This window comes from Pseudomonas sp. SJZ131, from assembly GCF_007828705.1.
Classification (GTDB): domain Bacteria; phylum Pseudomonadota; class Gammaproteobacteria; order Pseudomonadales; family Pseudomonadaceae; genus Aquipseudomonas; species Aquipseudomonas prosekii.
Window position 1 is genome coordinate 40,075 of the sequence record NZ_VIVC01000004.1, and the last position, 17,172, is coordinate 57,246.

The 17,172-nt window shown below is 61.8% G+C and carries 15 protein-coding genes; 13 read left to right on the top strand and 2 right to left on the bottom strand.

Features of this window, described 5'->3' with window-relative positions; translation table 11 throughout:
* Positions 1–572: 572 nt before the first annotated feature.
* The 12 genes from FBY12_RS18155 (at position 573) to FBY12_RS18210 (ending at position 14,920) form a co-directional block, all read left to right on the top strand.
* Positions 573–1,460: a TauD/TfdA family dioxygenase gene (locus tag FBY12_RS18155; RefSeq protein WP_145254600.1), complete on the top strand. Its 888-nt coding sequence runs from the start codon at positions 573–575 to the stop codon at positions 1,458–1,460.
* 17 nt (positions 1,461–1,477) lie between these two features.
* Positions 1,478–2,503 carry an ABC transporter substrate-binding protein gene (locus tag FBY12_RS18160; protein WP_145254603.1) on the top strand — a complete coding sequence of 342 codons (1,026 nt, stop codon included), beginning with the start codon at positions 1,478–1,480 and terminating at the stop codon, positions 2,501–2,503.
* Positions 2,504–2,508: 5 nt separating this feature from the next.
* Positions 2,509–3,369, top strand: a complete 861-nt coding sequence (locus FBY12_RS18165; RefSeq protein WP_145254606.1) for an ABC transporter ATP-binding protein — start codon at positions 2,509–2,511, stop codon at positions 3,367–3,369.
* A gap of 20 nt (positions 3,370–3,389) precedes the next feature.
* On the top strand, positions 3,390–4,256 hold the full coding sequence (locus FBY12_RS18170; protein WP_145254609.1) for an ABC transporter permease: 867 nt from the start codon (positions 3,390–3,392) through the stop codon (positions 4,254–4,256).
* A gap of 202 nt (positions 4,257–4,458) precedes the next feature.
* Positions 4,459–5,379, top strand: a complete 921-nt coding sequence (locus FBY12_RS18175) for a LysR family transcriptional regulator (RefSeq protein ID WP_121733772.1) — start codon at positions 4,459–4,461, stop codon at positions 5,377–5,379.
* A 235-nt stretch (positions 5,380–5,614) separates the two neighbouring features.
* The gene (locus tag FBY12_RS18180; protein WP_145254612.1) at positions 5,615–7,150 is read left to right on the top strand and encodes an MFS transporter; all 1,536 of its coding nucleotides are present in this window, start codon (positions 5,615–5,617) and stop codon (positions 7,148–7,150) included.
* 26 nt (positions 7,151–7,176) lie between these two features.
* Positions 7,177–8,238 (top strand): HlyD family secretion protein, encoded by a 1,062-nt coding sequence (locus tag FBY12_RS18185; protein WP_145254615.1) that lies wholly within the window; start codon positions 7,177–7,179, stop codon positions 8,236–8,238.
* A gap of 125 nt (positions 8,239–8,363) precedes the next feature.
* Positions 8,364–9,806, top strand: coding sequence for an efflux transporter outer membrane subunit (locus tag FBY12_RS18190; RefSeq protein ID WP_371927466.1), 1,443 nt, complete (start codon positions 8,364–8,366; stop codon positions 9,804–9,806).
* Between the two features lie 367 nt (positions 9,807–10,173).
* On the top strand, positions 10,174–10,962 hold the full coding sequence (locus FBY12_RS18195; RefSeq protein ID WP_145254622.1) for an efflux RND transporter periplasmic adaptor subunit: 789 nt from the start codon (positions 10,174–10,176) through the stop codon (positions 10,960–10,962).
* The gene (locus FBY12_RS18200) at positions 10,959–12,278 is read left to right on the top strand and encodes an efflux RND transporter periplasmic adaptor subunit (RefSeq protein WP_145254625.1); all 1,320 of its coding nucleotides are present in this window, start codon (positions 10,959–10,961) and stop codon (positions 12,276–12,278) included. The genes FBY12_RS18195 and FBY12_RS18200 overlap by 4 nt, the downstream gene beginning before the upstream one ends.
* Positions 12,279–14,375 (top strand): efflux RND transporter periplasmic adaptor subunit, encoded by a 2,097-nt coding sequence (locus FBY12_RS18205; protein WP_145254628.1) that lies wholly within the window; start codon positions 12,279–12,281, stop codon positions 14,373–14,375.
* 17 nt (positions 14,376–14,392) lie between these two features.
* Positions 14,393–14,920 carry a GNAT family N-acetyltransferase gene (locus FBY12_RS18210; protein ID WP_145254631.1) on the top strand — a complete coding sequence of 176 codons (528 nt, stop codon included), beginning with the start codon at positions 14,393–14,395 and terminating at the stop codon, positions 14,918–14,920.
* Here FBY12_RS18210 and FBY12_RS18215 read toward each other — a convergent pair.
* Both FBY12_RS18215 and FBY12_RS18220 read right to left on the bottom strand, forming a co-directional pair.
* Positions 14,913–15,224, bottom strand: a complete 312-nt coding sequence (locus tag FBY12_RS18215) for a hypothetical protein (protein ID WP_121733779.1) — start codon at positions 15,222–15,224, stop codon at positions 14,913–14,915. The two genes, FBY12_RS18210 and FBY12_RS18215, sit on opposite strands and share 8 nt — an antisense overlap.
* A gap of 78 nt (positions 15,225–15,302) precedes the next feature.
* Positions 15,303–15,926 carry a phage tail protein gene (locus FBY12_RS18220; RefSeq protein WP_145254633.1) on the bottom strand — a complete coding sequence of 208 codons (624 nt, stop codon included), beginning with the start codon at positions 15,924–15,926 and terminating at the stop codon, positions 15,303–15,305.
* Positions 15,927–16,305: 379 nt separating this feature from the next.
* On the opposite strand from FBY12_RS18220, the gene FBY12_RS18225 reads away from it, so the two are divergent.
* Positions 16,306–17,142, top strand: a complete 837-nt coding sequence (locus FBY12_RS18225) for a sulfotransferase (RefSeq protein ID WP_092275297.1) — start codon at positions 16,306–16,308, stop codon at positions 17,140–17,142.
* The last annotated feature ends 30 nt before the right edge of the window (positions 17,143–17,172 follow it).

Here is a 17,172-nt window from a genome sequence, read left to right on the forward strand (position 1 = left end):
GCGATGGCGGCCTCAAAAACAACACACCAATTGTTGCCATGTTGATCATTCCCATGCGCACGCGCCGAGGCGTTGCACGAGCGGTAATCTTCGCTGCGGCTGATGGCCTCATCGCGAGCAAGCTCGGCTCCCACAGGGGATTTGTGATCGACGCAGGTCCAATGTGGGAGTGAGCCTGCTCGCGATGGCGGCCTCAAAAACAACACACCAATTGTTGCCATGTTGATCATTCCCATGCGCACGCGCCGAGGCGTTGCACGAGCGGTAATCTTCGCTGGGGCTGATGGCCTCATCGCGAGCAAGCTCGGCTCCCACAGGAGTTTTGTGATCGACGCAGATCCAATGTGGGAGCTGAGCTTGCTCGCGATGACGGTATAGCAGCCAAGCCATCTCAAATGCCATATCGTTATTCACTATCGGTATTTAAATTTCATTTCTTATGCCTATAAAGTCATTCCCCTGCGTACCTGCCGACCAATCGGCGCGCCGCACGACACGAACCAACACGGGACCTCCGTGAGTTTCTGATCGACGCGCGCGCCCTTGAGCGTGCCGTGCGTGGGAGTGATTAAATGTCAGCCGTCTCTGCAGCCTCAAGCATCGCACCGCAAACCTTCGACATCCGCCCGTTCACCGGCGCCGTCGGTGCTGAAATCATCGGCCTGGACCTGTCCCGCCCGATCAATGATCAGGACTTCGCGCGCATTCACCGCGCGCATCTGGACCACCACGTCGTGGTGTTCCGCGACCAGCGCATTACCCCTGAGCAGCAAATCGCCTTCAGCCGTCGTTTCGGTGTGTTGCAGATCCACGTGCTCAAACAATTCCTGCTGGCCAATCACCCGGAAATCCTCATCGTTTCCAACATCATCGAAAACGGCGTGTCCGTCGGCCTCGGTGATGCCGGCAAGTTCTGGCATTCAGACCTTTCCTATAAAGAGCTGCCGAGCCTCGGCTCGATGCTGCACGCGCAGGAATTACCGTCCGAGGGCGGCGACACACTGTTCGCCGACATGCACAAAGCCTGGGACGGTTTGCCCGACGCGCTGCGCAACGCCGTCGAAGGCCGCTTCGCCGCGCACTCGTACACAGCGCGCTACAGCGAGACCAAATTCGAAGGCAACTGGCGCCCGACGCTGACCCCGGAACAACTCGCGCAAGTCGCCGAAGTCGTGCACCCGATTGTCCGCACTCACCCGGAAAACGGCCGCAAAGCGTTGTTCGTCAGCGAAGGTTTCACCACGCGCATCGTCGGTTTGCCCGAGGACGAGAGCAAACACTTGCTCGCCGAGCTCTACGCCCACAGCGTGCTGCCGCAAAACATCTACCGCCATCAGTGGCAGCCCCACGACCTGGTGTTCTGGGACAACCGTTCGCTGATTCACCTTGCCGCCGGTTGCCCGAGCCACCTGCGCCGCAAGCTGTATCGCACCACCATCCAGGGCGACGCGCCTTTCTGATTTGCCGGAGAACCACCATGTCCAAACGTCTTTCATTGGCACCGCTGGCCGCCGCCATTGGCCTCGGTTTCAGCCTGATCGCCAGCAGCCTCTTGGCGCCGACCGTGGCGCAGGCCGAAGGTGAAATCCGCATCGCCGAACAGTTCGGCATCGTTTACCTGCTGCTCAACGTGGTCCGCGACCAGAACCTGATCGAGAAGTACGGCAAACAGGAAGGCATCGACATCAAGGTCGACTGGACTCAGCTCTCGGGCGGCGCGGCAGTCAACGATGCGCTGCTGTCCGGTTCCATCGACATTGCCGGCGCCGGTGTCGGGCCGCTGCTGACCATCTGGGACCGCACTCACGGCAAACAAAACGTCAAAGCCGTGGCCTCGCTCGGCAACTTTCCCTACTACTTGCTGAGCAATAATCCGAAGGTCAAAACCATCGCCGATTTCACCGAGAAGGACCGCATCGCGGTGCCGGCAGTTGGCGTTTCGGTGCAGTCGCGGTTCCTGCAATACGCGGCTGCCAAGCAGTGGGGCGACAAGGAATTCAATCGCCTCGACAAGTACACCATCGCCGTTCCGCACCCGGACGCCACCGCTGCGCTGATCGCTGGCGGCACCGAGTTGAGCGGGCATTTCTCCAATCCGCCGTTCCAGGATCAGGCGCTGACCAACCCCAACGTGCACGTAGTGTTGAACAGCTACGACCTGCTCGGCCCGAACTCGCCGACCGTGCTGTTCGCCACCGAAAAATTCCGTGACGAGAACCCGAAAACCTACAAAGCCTTCGTCGAAGCGCTGACCGAAGCCGCGCAATTTGCGCAGAACGACAAGGGCGCCGCCGCCGACACTTACATCCGCGTCACCAAAGCCAAAATCGACCGCGCAGCGCTGCTGAAAATCATCGACAACCCGCAGTTCGAATTCAGCGTCACGCCGAAAAACACCTATCCGCTCGCCGAATTCCTCTACCGCGTCGGCGCGATCAAGAACAAACCGGAATCGTGGAAGGATTACTTCTTTCAGGACGCCAAACCGCTGCAAGGGAGCTGATCAACATGAACGCCCCTTTGCCAGGCCACACGGCCAGCAACCCGATCGCGGCAGCGCAGGCGCTGCTGTCGGTCGATCACGTCAGTCTCGAATACCGCACGCCGCAACGCGTGGTTCGCGCCACGCATCAGGTCAGTTTCGAGATTGATTCGGCGGACCGTTTTGTCCTGCTCGGGCCGTCCGGGTGTGGCAAGTCAACCTTGCTCAAAGCGGTGGCCGGATTTATCCAGCCGTGCGAAGGCGAGATTCGTCTGCAGGGGCAAACCGTGCATGCGCCGGGGCCGGACCGGATCGTGGTATTTCAGGAATTCGATCAATTGCCGCCGTGGAAAACCGTCAAACAGAACGTGATGTTTCCGCTGCTGGCGTCAAAAACCCTCAAGCGTAAAGAGGCCGAAGAGCGGGCGCTGCATTATCTGCACAAGGTCGGTCTGGCGGCGTTTGCCGATGCTTATCCGCACACCTTGTCCGGCGGCATGAAGGCGCGGGTGGCGATCGCCCGGGCGTTGGCGATGCAGCCGAAAATCCTCCTGATGGACGAACCGTTCGCTGCGCTCGACGCGCTGACCCGGCGCAAGATGCAGGAAGAATTGCTGCTGCTCTGGGAAGAGGTGCGCTTCACCCTGTTGTTCGTCACGCACTCCATCGAAGAAGCGCTGGTGGTCGGCAATCGCATCCTTTTGCTGTCGCCGCATCCGGGCCGAGTGCGCGCCGAAGTGCACAGCCATCAATACGATTTGCACAGTCTCGGCGGCGTGGCGTTTCAGGAGTCGGCGCGGCGCATTCATCGGTTGTTGTTCGATGAAGGCCAGTCGCCGGAAACCGAGCGTGAGCTGGATTTCTCCGACATTCGCATCGCTTATTGAGCCATTGAGAGGATTGCCCGATGAGCCAGTTTTCATCCACGCGTAAAGAATTTGAAACCCAGTTACAGCCGTTGACCAGCGTGCCGCTTGAGCGCGAATTACCCCTGCGCCAACGTCTTTGGCAACAGGGTTGGATTCGCAAAAGTGTGATCCTGGTTCTGCTCGCAGTGCTGTGGGAAGTGGTCGCGCGCATTCAGAACAACGACTTGCTGCTGCCGAGTTTTGTGCAGACCAGCAGCGCGTTGTACAGCGGTCTGCTTAGCGGCGAACTGCTGAGCAAAGTGTGGATTTCGCTGGTGGTTTTGTTGAAGGGCTATTTGATCGGAATTGTTCTCGCATTCGGTCTGACGACCTTGGCGGTGTCCACGCAATTTGGCCGTGATTTGCTCAGTACGCTGACCTCGATGTTCAACCCGTTGCCGGCGATTGCCCTGCTGCCGCTGGCGTTGCTGTGGTTTGGCCTGGGGCAGAACAGCCTGATTTTTGTGCTGGTGCATTCGGTGCTGTGGGCGTTGGCGCTGAACACTTATGCCGGGTTTCTCGGGGTCTCGGAAACCCTGCGCATGGCCGGGCGCAACTATGGGCTCAAGGGCATGCGTTTTGTTTTGTTCATCCTGATTCCGGCGGCGCTCCCATCGATTCTCGCCGGATTGAAAATCGGCTGGGCGTTTGCCTGGCGCACCTTGATCGCGGCGGAGCTGGTGTTCGGCGCGACCAGCGGCAAGGGTGGTTTGGGTTGGTACATTTTCCAAAACCGTAACGAGCTGTACACCGACAAGGTTTTCGCCGGGTTGGCGGTGGTGATTCTGATTGGGTTGCTGGTGGAGAATCTGGTGTTCGACACCTTGGAGCGGGTGACGGTGAAGCGTTGGGGGATGCAGCGCTGAGTTCTGCAGTGGTTGAACTGGCCTCATCGCGAGCAAGCTCGGCTCCCACAAGGAATGGCGTCGCCCACACATTTTTCACTCACTGAAAATCCCCTGTGGGAGTGAGCCTGCTCGCGGTAGGGCCAGTCCAGTCAATAACAATCCCAAGGATGTTTGCTAGCATTGCGTCTGAATCATTCCTGATCAGCCATGAGTGCTCAGCATGCAACTCCCGGACATGAACCTGTTGGTCGCCCTCGACGCCTTGCTCGACGAGGGCAGCGTGGTCGGCGCTGCGCGGCGGATGAACCTCAGCCCGGCGGCCATGAGCCGGACCTTGACGCGAATCCGCGAAGCCATCGGCGACCCGATCCTGGTGCGCGCCGGTCGTGGATTGGTGCCGACCCCCAAGGCCTTGGCATTGCGCGAACAAGTACGCGATGTGGTCGAGCAAGCGGCGTTGCTGTTTCGTTCAGCGGATGCGGTGGAATTGGCCACGTTGCGCCGGCGCTTCAGCATTCGCGCCAACGATTTTTTCATCGGCGTCTACGGCGGCAAATTGTTCGATACGCTTGAGCGCCAGGCGCCGCACTGCGAATTGCGTTTCGTCCCGGAGGGCGATGGCGACGACGAGGCGCTGCGCGAAGGGCGGATCGACCTGAACATCAGCAATAACCGCCCGTTGATGCCGGAAGTGAAAGTGCAGAATCTGTTCTCCACGCACTTCGTCGGGTTGGCGCGTGAGGATCATCCGTTGTTCGATGCGGAAATCACCGCAGAACGTTTTGCCGGTTTTGCCCACATCAGCATGTCGCGTCGCGGGATCGCCCGAGGGCCGATTGATACGGCGCTGGAAGCGCTGGACCTGACACGGCGGGTCGCGGTGATCGCGCCGAGTTTCCACGCGGCAATGTTCGCCCTGCCCGACTCCGACCTGATTCTGCCAGTGCCCAAGGAAGCGCTGCTGAGCGTGCGCCGCCTCGGTTTGAAGTTGCGGTCGTTCACCCTGCCGATCCCGCTGCCGACCATCATGCTGACCCAGGCCTGGCACCCGCGCTTCGACAAAGACCCGGCGCACCGCTGGATGCGCGAAACCCTCAAAACCTGCTGCGACGAAACCTGGCTGGCTGCGCAACCAACCTGAACCAACCCCATACAAACCCCTGTAGGAGCGAGGCTTGCCCGCGAAGAGGCCGCCACATCCGACTTGAGTGTCGACTGACCCACCGCCATCGCGAGCAGGCTCACTCCTACAGGGGTTCTTTATTCATGTGTTTGATTGCTGCGTCTGGTGCACTTATAAGCTGCCCATAAGTCAATTTTCGTAATGCCTCGTCCACCCTAAAATGCCTCGGTCTTACCACCCGGAGCTGCAGTAAATGACTTCCCTCACGGCCCCGGCACCTCTTGCCGTGGCCAGTCCCGCCACTGTCACACCACCGATCTTCGGCCTGCGCATCATCATTGGCCTGGTCGGCGTGTTGCTGGCGGTATTGGTTTCAGGCCTGAACGAAATGGTGACCAAAGTCGCGCTCGCCGATATTCGCGGCGCGCTGGCCATCGGTTACGACGAAGGCACTTGGCTGGTCGCCAGTTACACCGCGACCTCGGTGGCCGCAATGGCGTTCGCGCCGTGGTGCGCGGTGACGTTCTCGCTGCGCCGCTTCACTCTCTGCGCCATCGGTCTGTTCACGTTGCTCGGGGTGCTCTGCCCGTTCGCGCCGAACTACGAAAGCCTGTTGCTGATGCGCATCGTCCAGGGTCTGGCCGGCGGGGCGTTGCCGCCGATGTTGATGACCGTGGCGCTGCGCTTCCTGCCGGCCAACGTCAAGCTGTACGGCTTGGCTGGCTACGCGCTGACCGCAACTTTCGGCCCCGGCCTCGGCACGCCGCTGGCCGGGTTGTGGACCGAATACGCCGGATGGCAGTGGACCTTCTGGCAAATTATCGCGCCGTGCCTGATCGCAATGGCCGCCGTGGCTTACGGCTTGCCGCAGGATCCGCCGCGTCTGGAACGCTTGAAGCAGTTCAATTGGCGCGGCTTTCTCTTGGGTTTTCCAGCGATCTGCATGTTGGTGATCGGCATCCTCCAGGGCAATCGGCTGGACTGGTTCGAGTCGAGCCTGATCAACGTTTTGCTCGGCGGCGGCTTGCTGTTGCTGGTGCTGTTTCTGATCAACGAATGGTCGCAACCGGTGCCGTTTTTCAAGTTGCAGATGCTCGGGATTCGCAACCTCGCGTTTGCCTTGATGACGTTGGCCGGGGTGCTGGTGGTGCTGCTGGCGGTGGTGCTTATTCCGTCGAGCTACCTGGCGCAGGTCCAGGGTTACCGGCCGATCCAGACTGCGCCGATCATGCTCATTGCGGCGCTGCCGCAATTGATCGCACTGCCGCTGGTGGCGGCGTTGTGCAATTTTCGCTGGGTCGATTGCCGCTGGGTGCTGGGGATTGGCCTGGGCATGCTCGCGCTCTCCTGCATCGGCGGTTCGCAACTGACCTCGGCGTGGATTCGCGACGATTTCTATGTGCTGCAACTGCTGCAAATCTTCGGTCAGCCGATGGCGGTGTTGCCGTTGCTGATGCTCGCCACCGGCAGCATCACGCCAATGGAAGGGCCGTTCGCCTCGGCGTGGTTCAACACCGTCAAAGGCCTCTCGGCGGTGATCGCCACCGGCGTTATCGAAGCGCTGACCACCTCGCGCCTGCATTTCCACTCGACGATGCTGGTCGACCGTCTCGGCAATTCGCCGCTGGTCGATGCCGACAGCGCCGGCCTCGCGCATCGCTTGCACGAGCAAGCCGTGGTGCTCACGGCGTCGGACCTTTATCTGTGCATGACCGGCGTCGCGGTGGCGCTGATCCTGCTGATTTTCTGGCTGCCGACGCGGATGTATCCGCCGCGCGCACCGACCTGAACGCTTGACTGAAACTGAAGGTTTTTATGACGACTTATTCCAGAAAGAAATTGGCTGTCGGCGTTGCCGCAGCGATCGCGGTCGGGGTGTTGATCTATCTGATCGCGCCGGGGCTGCTCGGCAAACGCACGCAGCAGAGCACCAACGACGCCTTTGTCTCGGCGGACTTCACGCTGGTGGTGCCGCGTGTGGCCGGGTTTATCAAAGAGGTGCTGGTGGAGGACAACCAGCGGGTAAAGGCTGGGCAGTTGCTGGCATTGATCGATGACCGCGACCTGCGCGCCGCCGCTCAGGCTGCCGATGCCGAAACGTTGGTCGCGCGCGCGCAGTTGCAAAATGCCCGGGCGACCCTTGAGCGGCAGACCTCGGTGATCGCTCAGGCGCAAGCGACGGTGGTTTCCGCGAAGGCTGAAATGGCCTTCGCCGAGCATGAACTGAATCGCTACAACCACTTGGCCGGCGTTGGCGCCGGCACCGTGCAGAACGCGCAACAGGCGCGCACGCGCATCGATCAGGCCAGCGCGCGGCTGGCTAATGCCACCGCAGTGTTGGCGGCGGAGCGCAAGCAAGTGGAGATTCTGACCGCGCAACGTGACGCCGCCGAAGGTGGGTTGAAGCGTTCGCAAGCGGCGCTGGAGATTGCCAGTTTCGAGCTGTCTTACACGCGCATCACCGCGCCGCAGGACGGCATGGTCGGCGAGCGCGCGGCGCGGGTCGGCGCGTATGTCACGCCGGGCAGCAAGATTCTCGCCGTGGTGCCGCTGGCGCAGGCCTATGTCGTGGCCAATTTTCAGGAAACCCAACTGACGGATGTGCAGCCGGGGCAAGCGGTGCAGGTCAGCGTCGACAGCCTCGGCGGTGAAGTGTTGCGCGGCCGCGTCGAGAGCATCGCGCCGGCCACTGGCGTGACGTTTGCCTCGATCAAACCGGACAACGCCACCGGGAATTTCACCAAGGTTGTGCAGCGGATCCCGGTAAAAATTGTCCTGGATGCCGACCAGCCGTTGGCCGAGCGGTTGCGGGTGGGGATGTCGGTGGAGGCGCGGATCGACACCGCGACAGCACGACGTGAGGTGGCCGAACGATGAAAAGTCTCCGTAGGTTTTCATCCCTGTGGCGAGGGGGCTTGCCCCCGTTCGAGTGCGCAGCGCTCGCAGATTTTGGGTCCGCTTCGCGGCCCAACGGGGGCAAGCCCCCTCGCCACAGGGAGCGCATGCAGTCAGTGACGATGGTTTTGAGCCTGTTATCTCTGACCGCCTGCACCGTCGGCCCGGATTTCCGCAAACCCGAACCGCAGAAAATCGCCGAATGGGCACAACCCACCAAAGTCGCCGAAAGCCAGGCCGTCGCGCAAACCATGGACGAACGTTGGTGGGAAGTTTTCCACGACGCCAAACTTTCAGCGCTGAGCCAGCGCGCGCTCACCGATAACCTCGACCTCAAACTCGCCAGCAGCCGCCTGCAACAAAGCCGCGCCGCGCGCCAGGTGATCACTGCCGAACGCTACCCGAACACCGCCGCCACTGGCAGTTACGGGCGCAAACGCAACAGCGCCGAAGGCCTGAACGATCCGTCCGGCAACGAGGGCAAATCGGCGTTCAACCTGTGGGACGCAGGCTTTTCGGCATCGTGGGAACTGGATTTCTGGGGCCGCGTGCGCCGCGAAACCGAGGCGGCCGACGCGACCCTCGAAGTCGCGGAAAATGATCGTCGCGGCGTGCTGTTATCGGTGTTGGCCGAAACCGCCCAGGACTACATTCAACTGCGCGGCGTGCAGAGCACCCGCGCGGTCACCGAAGAGAACCTCGACGTCGCGCGCCACAGTTTGAAGCTCTCGCAATTGCGCCTGGCCGACGGCGTTGCCACTGACCTCGACGTTGCCGAAGCAGCGGCGCAAGTGGCGGCCATCGAGTCGCGCCTGCCGGCGCTGGAGCAGCGTCAGTCGCAACTGATCAACGCCCTGAGCCTGATGATGGGCGCGCCGCCGCAAGCGTTGCTCGCCGAATTATCCACCGACGGCCCGGTGCCGCAGACGCCGCGCCAGGTCGCCATCGGCCTGCCGTCGCAACTGGCCGAACGCCGCCCCGACATCCGCCAGGCCGAAGCGCGGCTGCATGCCGCGACCGCCAGCATCGGCGTGGCCAAAGGCGATTTCTATCCGCGCATCACCCTGTCCGGCAACCTCGGTTCGCAAGCCATGCAACTCAGCGATTTCGGTTCCTGGGGCTCGCGTGCGTTCGGCATCGGCCCGCAATTCAGCCTGCCGCTGTTCGACGGCGGGCGCCTGCGCGGCATGCTCAACCTGCGCGAAGCACAACAACAGGAGGCGGGGTTGGCTTATCAACAAACCGTGCTGCGCGCCTGGCACGAAATCGACGACCAACTGAGCGCCTACAACGCCAGCCAACTGCGCCGCGACAGCCTCGCCGAAGCCGTGCGCCAAAACCAGATCGCCCTGCGCACCGCGCAACAGCAATACGTCGAAGGCGTGGTCGATTTTGTCAACGTCCTCACCGTGCAAGGCGAATTGCTCGCGACGCAGCAGCAATGGGTCGAGAGCTCGACCGGGGTGTCGTTGGCGATGGTGGGGTTGTACAAAGCGTTGGGTGGGGGCTGGGAATCGGTTTATCCGGTGGCGGAGACTGCGCAGCGCTGACGGTAATGGTCTGGAAGCGTAAACGAGCAAACCAGTCCCCTGAAACGAAAAAACCGGCTTTCGCCGGTTTTTTCACCCCAACGGCCAGAGAACTAAATCTCTGCGTACGGGGTTGAGTAGTGTCGGCAGCCTACATGCATTCCATTGCGTACGGCACCCGCTGAATTAACAAAGACTGTGCGTCGAGATCCGCGATCAACTGATTTTTCTGCCATTGAGCAACCAGCTCCAATGAACAGGGCGGAAAACCGCCGTTTCGAAATGCCCATTGTTTTTGAAACAACACATTTCCCCCCGATGATGGCTATTCGCTTGACGCTACCCGCCGCTGTCGTAGACTCCGGCAATCCGTCAGGGAGTAACGGCGATGCCACGTTTTTGTAGTTGGGTTCTGGGATTGACCTTTGTAACGTGCGCGGTACAGGCGCAAACGCCTGCGCCAGGCGATCCGCTGCTGGATAGCTCGGCGGTTGCAAGTGCCGGTGCGGCGCCGGTCAGCAGTGAAGCGCGCGGTGTGTTGCGCGCTCGCGATCAGGCGGTGTTGGCGAGTGAGTTGCCGGGGCGGGTGGTCGAGTTGCCGTTCAGCGAGGGCGAGTCGTTCAAGAAAGGCGACACGCTGGCGAAGTTCGATTGTTCGGGTTTTCAGGCGCAGCTCAACGCGGCGCAGGCGGCCAGCCGTGGCGCCAGTGAAGAGTTGGCGCATAACCGGCAGTTGGCGGCGTTGAATTCGGTCGGGCGTTTTGAAGTGGCGCGGGCCGAGGCCAAGGTCAGCGAGACTCAGGCGCAGTCGCAGGTTTATCAGGTTCAGGTGCGGCGCTGCAGCGTGTTGGCGCCGTTTGACGGGCAGGTCGTCGAGCGCAAGGTCCAGCGTTATGAAAGCGTGGCGGCGGGTGCGCCGTTGCTGGACGTGGTCGACAACCGCACGCTGGAAATCCATCTGCTGATTCCCTCGCGCTGGATGGGCAAGCTCAAGCCCGGCCAGACCTTCAGTTTTATTCCCGATGAAACCGGGCAGCCGCTGGACGCCACGGTCAAGCGCCTCGGCGCGCGCATCGATGAAGGCAGCCAGACCTTGCTGCTGGTGGCGACGTTGCCGAATGCCAACGGATTATTGGCCGGCATGAGTGGCACGGCGCGTTTCGCGGAGCTCAAGTGAACGCGCCGCTGAGCGGTGGCGCGGAACAGGTCTTCGCCCGGTTTCTTGATCTCGAACGCCAGACCCGCGCCGCGCGGACCTCGGCGCAGTTGGCCTACAGCCTGGTAAACGACGGCCAGGCACTATTTGGTTTTCGCCACGCGGCGCTGTTGATTGCCGGCAAGGTGCAAGCGGTGACCGGCGTCAGCGCGGTGGATGCGAATGCGCCGTTTGTGGCATTCGTCGAGCAAGCGGTGGCGCAGCTGTTCAAGCGAGACGTGCTGAAACAGGCACGGGTGATCCCGCACGATGCGCTCAGCGAATCGATCCGCGCCGACTGGCAAAGCTTGTCCGCCGCCCAGGTGTTCTGGTTGCCGCTGATCGATCACTCCGGCGCGGTGTTCGGCGGTTTATGGCTGGCCCGCGACAATCCCTGGAATCCTTCCGAACAAGTGCTGCTGTCGCAATTGGGCGACACCTACAGCCACGCTTGGCTGGCGTTGCAACCACGCAAACCGTGGCGGCTGCGCTGGACGCGCAAACGTCAGGTGGCGCTGGTGGCGGCGGCGCTGCTGTGTCTGCTGATCCCGGTGCGCCAATCGGTGCTGGCGCCGGCCGAAGTGGTGCCGCTGGGTGGCCGCGTGGTCGCCGCGCCGCTGGACGGGGTGATTGCCGAATTCCTGATCAAACCCAATCAAGCGGTGAAAACCGGCGACCTGCTGCTGCGCTTCGAAAGCACTACGCTCAAGGCTCAGGCTGATGTCGCGGAACGGGCGCTCGGCGTCGCTGAAGCTGAACTCAGGGCCAATTCGCAGCGTTCGTTCGCCGACGCTGAATCGAGTTCGAAAATAGATTTGTTGGCGGCGCGGGTCGAGCAGAAACGCGCCGAACGCGATTACGCCCGCGAGTTGCTCAAACGCAGCGAAGTGCGCGCCGAGCGCGACGGCATCGCGGTGTTTGCCGACGCCGAACGCTGGACCGGCAAACCGGTGCAAACCGGCGAGCGCTTGATGGAAATCGCCGACCCGAATCAGGCCGAATTGCGCATTGAATTGGCGGTGGGTGACGCGATTGCGCTGGAACCGGGCGCGCAGGTTTCGCTGTTCCTCGACAGCGATCCGTTGCAGCGGCATCAGGCTCGACTCGAACGCTCGGCTTATGAAGCGCAGCCGACGGCGGGCGGACAATTGGCTTATCGGCTGGACGCCAGTTTCGACGCAGCGCCACCCCGCATCGGCCTGCGCGGCACTGCGAAAATTTTCGGCGACCGCGCGCCGCTGGCGTTGTATTTGCTGCGACGGCCGCTGGCCGGTTTGCGCCAAAGCGTGGGCCTGTAAATGAGCCTGCCGAGCCTGCGCGCCGACCTGCAACTGCAAGCGGCGGCCCCGGCCCTCGACGGTTCGCCGCGCTGGACCCTTGCCGACCCGGTGCGCGGGCGTTATTTCAAACTCGGCGCAGCGGCCATGCGTTTGCTCCGGCACTGGTCGCTGGGCGATCCCGAGCAAGTGCTGCGCGCGGCCAATCGCGAACCGGGTCTGCCGCTCGACGGCGCCGAACTTGAGCAGTTGCTGAATTTCCTGCGCGGGCATGATTTGATCAGCGCCCTCGACCCGCAGCAACGAGCGAGCTACAGCCTGAAAACCGCCGCGCAACGGCAGACGCTGTGGCAGATCCTTTTGCATCAATACCTGTTTTTCCGCATTCCATTGTGGCGCCCGGACGCGTTTCTCAATCGTGCCTGGCCGTGGTTGCAGCGCTTCGGCCCCCACGCGTTGCGCATCGGTTTGCCGGCGACGCTGGCGCTCGGAGTGTTTCTGGTGTCGCGCGACTGGCAGCGTTTTATCGGCACGTTCCTGCACCTGTTCAGCCTCGGCGGTGCCCTGGCGTTCGGTGTGGCGCTGTTTTTCGCCAAGCTGTGCCACGAGTTCGGCCACGCGTTCATGGCCAAGCGCGCCGGTTGTCGGGTGCAAAGCATGGGCGTGGCGTTCATGGTGATGCTGCCGATGTTCTACACCGACGTCAGTGATGCCTGGCGGGTCAACGACCGGCGCGCGCGATTGTTTATCGGCGCCGGCGGGGTGTTTGCCGAATTGCTTCTGGCCTGCCTCGCGTTGCTCGCCTGGTCGCTGCTGCCCGATGGCCCGGCGCGCACGGCGGCGTTCATGCTGGCGAGCGCGACGTGGATCACCACGCTGGTGATCAACCTCAACCCGTTCATGCGCTTTGACGGTTATTTTTTGCTCAGCGACTTCTGGGAAGTCGACAACCTCCAGGGCCGCGCGTTTGCCCTGTGCCGATGGCGTTTGCGCGAGGCGCTGTTTGGCTACGGCGCGCCGGCACCGGAACCGTGGTCGCCGTCGATGCAGCGGCGTTTGCTGATTTGGGGTTACGGCGCGTGGCTGTGGCGCGCGGTGTTGTTTTTCGGGATTGCGCTGGCGGTCTATCACTTGTTTTTCAAGGTGCTGGGCATTTTCCTGATGTTCGTCGAATTGATCTGGTTCATTTTCCTGCCGATCGTGCGTGAGTGGCGCGAATGGTGGACACGCCGCGATCAGGCGCATGCGCCGCGTGTGTTGCTCAGCGCGTTGGGGTTGCTGGCGATTGTTTTGCTGTTGGCGGTGCCGTGGCGCAGCGCCGTGGAACTGCCGTCGATGCTCGAGGCCGGGCGCGTCAGCACCTTGCATGCGCCGGTCGCTTCACGGGTCAAGCAAGTCAATGTGCGCGACGGGCAAATGGTTGCGCAGGGCGAGGTGTTGATTGAGCTGGAATCGCCGGATCTCGATTCGCGTCAGGCCATCGTCCGCCGCGAAATCCAGATTCAGCAATTGCAGATGCGCCGTCAGGCCAGCCGCAGTGAAACCGTGGCCGATGCCGGGATCGTCGAGCAGCGTCTGGCCGAAGCGGTGGCCGAGTATCGCGGGTTGGCCGCGCAACGTGAGCGCTTGCTGATTCGGGCGCCGCAGGCCGGCAAGGTGCGTGACGTGTTGCCGCAATTGAATGCCGGGCGCTGGTTATCGCCCAAGGAAGCGCTGGTGCGCATCGTCGAACCCGGCGCGCGGTTGCGCGGTTATCTGGCCGAAGCCGAGCTGTGGCGGATCGCGCCCGGCGCCGATGGCCGGTTTATCGCCGAAGACCCGATGCACCCGGCTGTTGCCGTGCAATTGAGCGAAATCGACGCCAACGGCGTGCGGTTTATCGAGCAGGAAGCGTTGACCTCCGATCACCACGGGCCGATTGCCGTACGCCGTGACCAGAGTCAGCGCCCCGAGCCGGTGCAGGCGCAATACGCGGTGCGCATGACGCCGCTGGACAACATTGCCGCGCCGACCCAGCCGTTGCGCGGCGTGGTGGTGATGCAGGGTCGCGGTGAATCGTTGTTGGGCACTGCCTGGCGCCGGTTGGCGGCGTTGGGGGTGCGGGAGAGTGGTTTTTAGCGCAGGGAGATTGGGCAATGCTGAACAACAATTCCAAAGACGTCGGTGATCTGGTGGTGCGTCCATCGGCGGCCAGCGACGGGCCGTTTTTGCACAGTCTGTACCGCGCCGCGCGGCCCGATCTGCAATGGATCGATGGCGAGCAGGAGCTGGTCGAGGAAGTGGTCGCCCAACAACTGCGCGTGCAGGAACAAGGCACCGGTGAGACTTACCCGAACGCGATGCACTTTGTGGTGGAAAAACTCGGCACGCCGATTGGCGCATTGACCGCCGATTTCGGCACCAACGAAATTCGTGTGTTGTACCTGGCGTTCATCCCCGCCGCGCGCGGCAAGGGTTATGGCCGCACCGTTTTGCAGGGTGTGCAGAAAGCCGCCGAACAGGTGCGCTGTCCGGTGGCGACGGTGGTCTGGGCGAATAACCCGCATGCGCGCCGGCACTATCTGGCGCTTGGGTTTCAGGTCGAGGAAAGCAACGTCGCGGCCGAGCGGCTGGTCTGGTATCCGGGCCAGCCGCAATCAGCTCAAAACGCGCTGCTCAGTTAACCGTGATGTCGAAGTAAACGTGCCCGGCGTCGCGCCCAAGCTCCGGGGTGCGCGAGACGACAATGCCTTCAATCAGGCCCAGCTCTGGCAGTTCGATGGCGCAAGGGCCGTCGATGAAAGAGGTCTGCGCCGGGCTGCTCAGCTCCACGCCAAACGGCATTCGCCCGGTGGCCGACATGCGCGCATTGGGTTTGTCGACCACCGACACGATGGTCACGGGAATCTGGCTGCCATCGCTGAGGTAAAGCGCTTTGGAGGTGCCGAGCAACTGGCGGAAGTGCTCGCCGGTAATCTGATCAAGCATCAATCTGCTCCCTGAAAATCACTGAAAAATCCTCTGAACAAAAAAACTGGGTCGGGGCCATTGGCCCCGACACCAGAGTCAGTTGCGCGAGGGGAAAAGACCTTGCAGGGCGACGCAAAAGTTCAGCACCAGCACCGGGTTGACGATGCCCAGCGGTGTGCCGCTGCCGATCGGTTGCGCGGTGGCGGTGACATTGACGGTGCCGCCGATGGTGCTGTCGACACCTTTGAGCGCGACCGGATTGGCGCCGAGTGCGGTCGAGTAAATCGCCGCAGAGCTTGGCCCTGCTGCTGCCGAAGCGCCGATGTAGGCGTTGTCGTTCGACGGTGTGGTGGTCGCCGTGCTGGGCACGCTGGCCAGATTGACCGTGGTTGTGGTGGTCAGCGCCGAGGTGGCGGTGGCGGTGATGACAGGTGCGTGCGGCGGCAGGTTAGCCACGAGAACGTTGGTGTTTTCGGTGCCAATCACTTGGCCGATTACCCGATTGGTCAGGTTGACGCCTTGGCCCTGGTGCATCGGCAAACGCCCGCACAGGTTCGGCAGCATGAAGGTGGTCGAGCCATTGCCACCGTAGGTAATGCCCAGCAACGCGTAGAGCGCCTGATACTGGTTGAGCGGCAGCGTCTGCCCGTTGGCTTGCATCCAGCCACTTGGCGCAAAAGGGAAACCGAAGGGAAGAATCGTTCCGAGAAACACGTCCATAGTCGTTTTATCCATGAGTTTTTTGGAAGGAGAGACGTACTGGCACGAAGCTACCGCCCGAGCCAGTGCTCAGCGTAGACGCTGTTGCAAAAGTCGCACGCAATTGGCGAGGGTGGTGGTTTAGCGGCAGTGTTTCGACTGTCAGAGCGCTTTCGCGAGCAAGCTCAGCTCCTACAGGGATCGGCGGTGGATCGGCGATGGGGTGTGCGGTGAAGGTTTTTTCAGGCTGCGAAAACGCGCCGAAGCGTCTAGCTCGATATTTGTGAAGGACCAGGGGTTTTTTAGCTTCTAATTGATATCAAAACACCACTATCCGATCCGGCACACGATGTATTACGCTCATCTTCCAAAGGGATTTTTCACACATCAGGGTGAAGGGATGCAGCAGTTTCACTTTATCTCGGGGCTGCCTCGCTCAGGGTCGACCCTGCTCTCCGCCATTCTTTTGCAAAACCCGCGTTTTCACGCCGGGATGAGTAGCCCGGTCGGCACGCTGTTCACCAGTGTCCTGGAACAATGCAGCGCCGGCAGCGAGTTCGGCGCGGTGATCGACACCCCTTTGCGTCGGCGCCTGTTGCGCGGATTATTCGATTCCTACTACGCCGATCAGGCCGACAAACCGGTGGTCTTCGACACCAACCGGCAGTGGTGCGCGCGTTTGCCGGCGCTGCAAGACTTGTTTCCCCAAGCCAAAACCATCGCCTGCGTGCGCAACGTTGCCTGGGTGATGGACAGCCTTGAACGCCTGTACCGCGCCAACCCGTTCGAGAACACCAAGCTGTTCAACGACGAAACCGAGCGCAATACCGTCTACAGCCGCTGCGAAACCCTGGCCCAGCGCAATCGCCTGGTCGGGTTTGCCTGGACCGCGCTCAAGGAAGCCTATTACGGCGAAAACGCCGAGTCGCTGCTGATCGTCGATTACGACCTGCTCAGCCAGGCGCCGGAGCGCGTGCTGCGGCTGGTCTACGAATTCATCGGCGAGCCGTGGTTCGAGCACGATTTCAACAACCTCGTGTACGACGCGCCGGAGTTCGATCAGGCGCTGGGCGTGGCGGGGTTGCATCGGGTCAAACGCAAAGTGGCGCTGGAGTCGCGGCGCACCATCCTGCCGCCGGACTTGTTCGACAAATATGCAGAGCTGTCCTTTTGGCACGATGGGTCATCCAGCGCCGCCAATGTCATTCGTATGAAATCCGATGCCGCGATCAATTGATCGCGGTTTTTTCTGGCAGCAATAGAAGTT

Excerpts from the sequence above, each read along its gene's own strand:
- FBY12_RS18210 (WP_145254631.1), top strand. The coding sequence starts at position 14,393 with ATGCTGAACAACAATTCCAAAGACGTCGGTGATCTGGTGGTGCGTCCA.
- FBY12_RS18225 (WP_092275297.1), top strand. The coding sequence starts at position 16,306 with ATGCAGCAGTTTCACTTTATCTCGGGGCTGCCTCGCTCAGGGTCGACC.
- FBY12_RS18165 (WP_145254606.1), top strand. The coding sequence starts at position 2,509 with ATGAACGCCCCTTTGCCAGGCCACACGGCCAGCAACCCGATCGCGGCA.
- FBY12_RS18195 (WP_145254622.1), top strand. The coding sequence starts at position 10,174 with ATGCCACGTTTTTGTAGTTGGGTTCTGGGATTGACCTTTGTAACGTGC.
- FBY12_RS18220 (WP_145254633.1), bottom strand. The coding sequence starts at position 15,926 with ATGGACGTGTTTCTCGGAACGATTCTTCCCTTCGGTTTCCCTTTTGCG.
- FBY12_RS18155 (WP_145254600.1), top strand. The coding sequence starts at position 573 with ATGTCAGCCGTCTCTGCAGCCTCAAGCATCGCACCGCAAACCTTCGAC.
- FBY12_RS18170 (WP_145254609.1), top strand. The coding sequence starts at position 3,390 with ATGAGCCAGTTTTCATCCACGCGTAAAGAATTTGAAACCCAGTTACAG.
- FBY12_RS18180 (WP_145254612.1), top strand. The coding sequence starts at position 5,615 with ATGACTTCCCTCACGGCCCCGGCACCTCTTGCCGTGGCCAGTCCCGCC.
- FBY12_RS18160 (WP_145254603.1), top strand. The coding sequence starts at position 1,478 with ATGTCCAAACGTCTTTCATTGGCACCGCTGGCCGCCGCCATTGGCCTC.
- FBY12_RS18190 (WP_371927466.1), top strand. The coding sequence starts at position 8,364 with ATGCAGTCAGTGACGATGGTTTTGAGCCTGTTATCTCTGACCGCCTGC.
- FBY12_RS18215 (WP_121733779.1), bottom strand. The coding sequence starts at position 15,224 with ATGCTTGATCAGATTACCGGCGAGCACTTCCGCCAGTTGCTCGGCACC.
- FBY12_RS18205 (WP_145254628.1), top strand. The coding sequence starts at position 12,279 with ATGAGCCTGCCGAGCCTGCGCGCCGACCTGCAACTGCAAGCGGCGGCC.
- FBY12_RS18185 (WP_145254615.1), top strand. The coding sequence starts at position 7,177 with ATGACGACTTATTCCAGAAAGAAATTGGCTGTCGGCGTTGCCGCAGCG.
- FBY12_RS18175 (WP_121733772.1), top strand. The coding sequence starts at position 4,459 with ATGCAACTCCCGGACATGAACCTGTTGGTCGCCCTCGACGCCTTGCTC.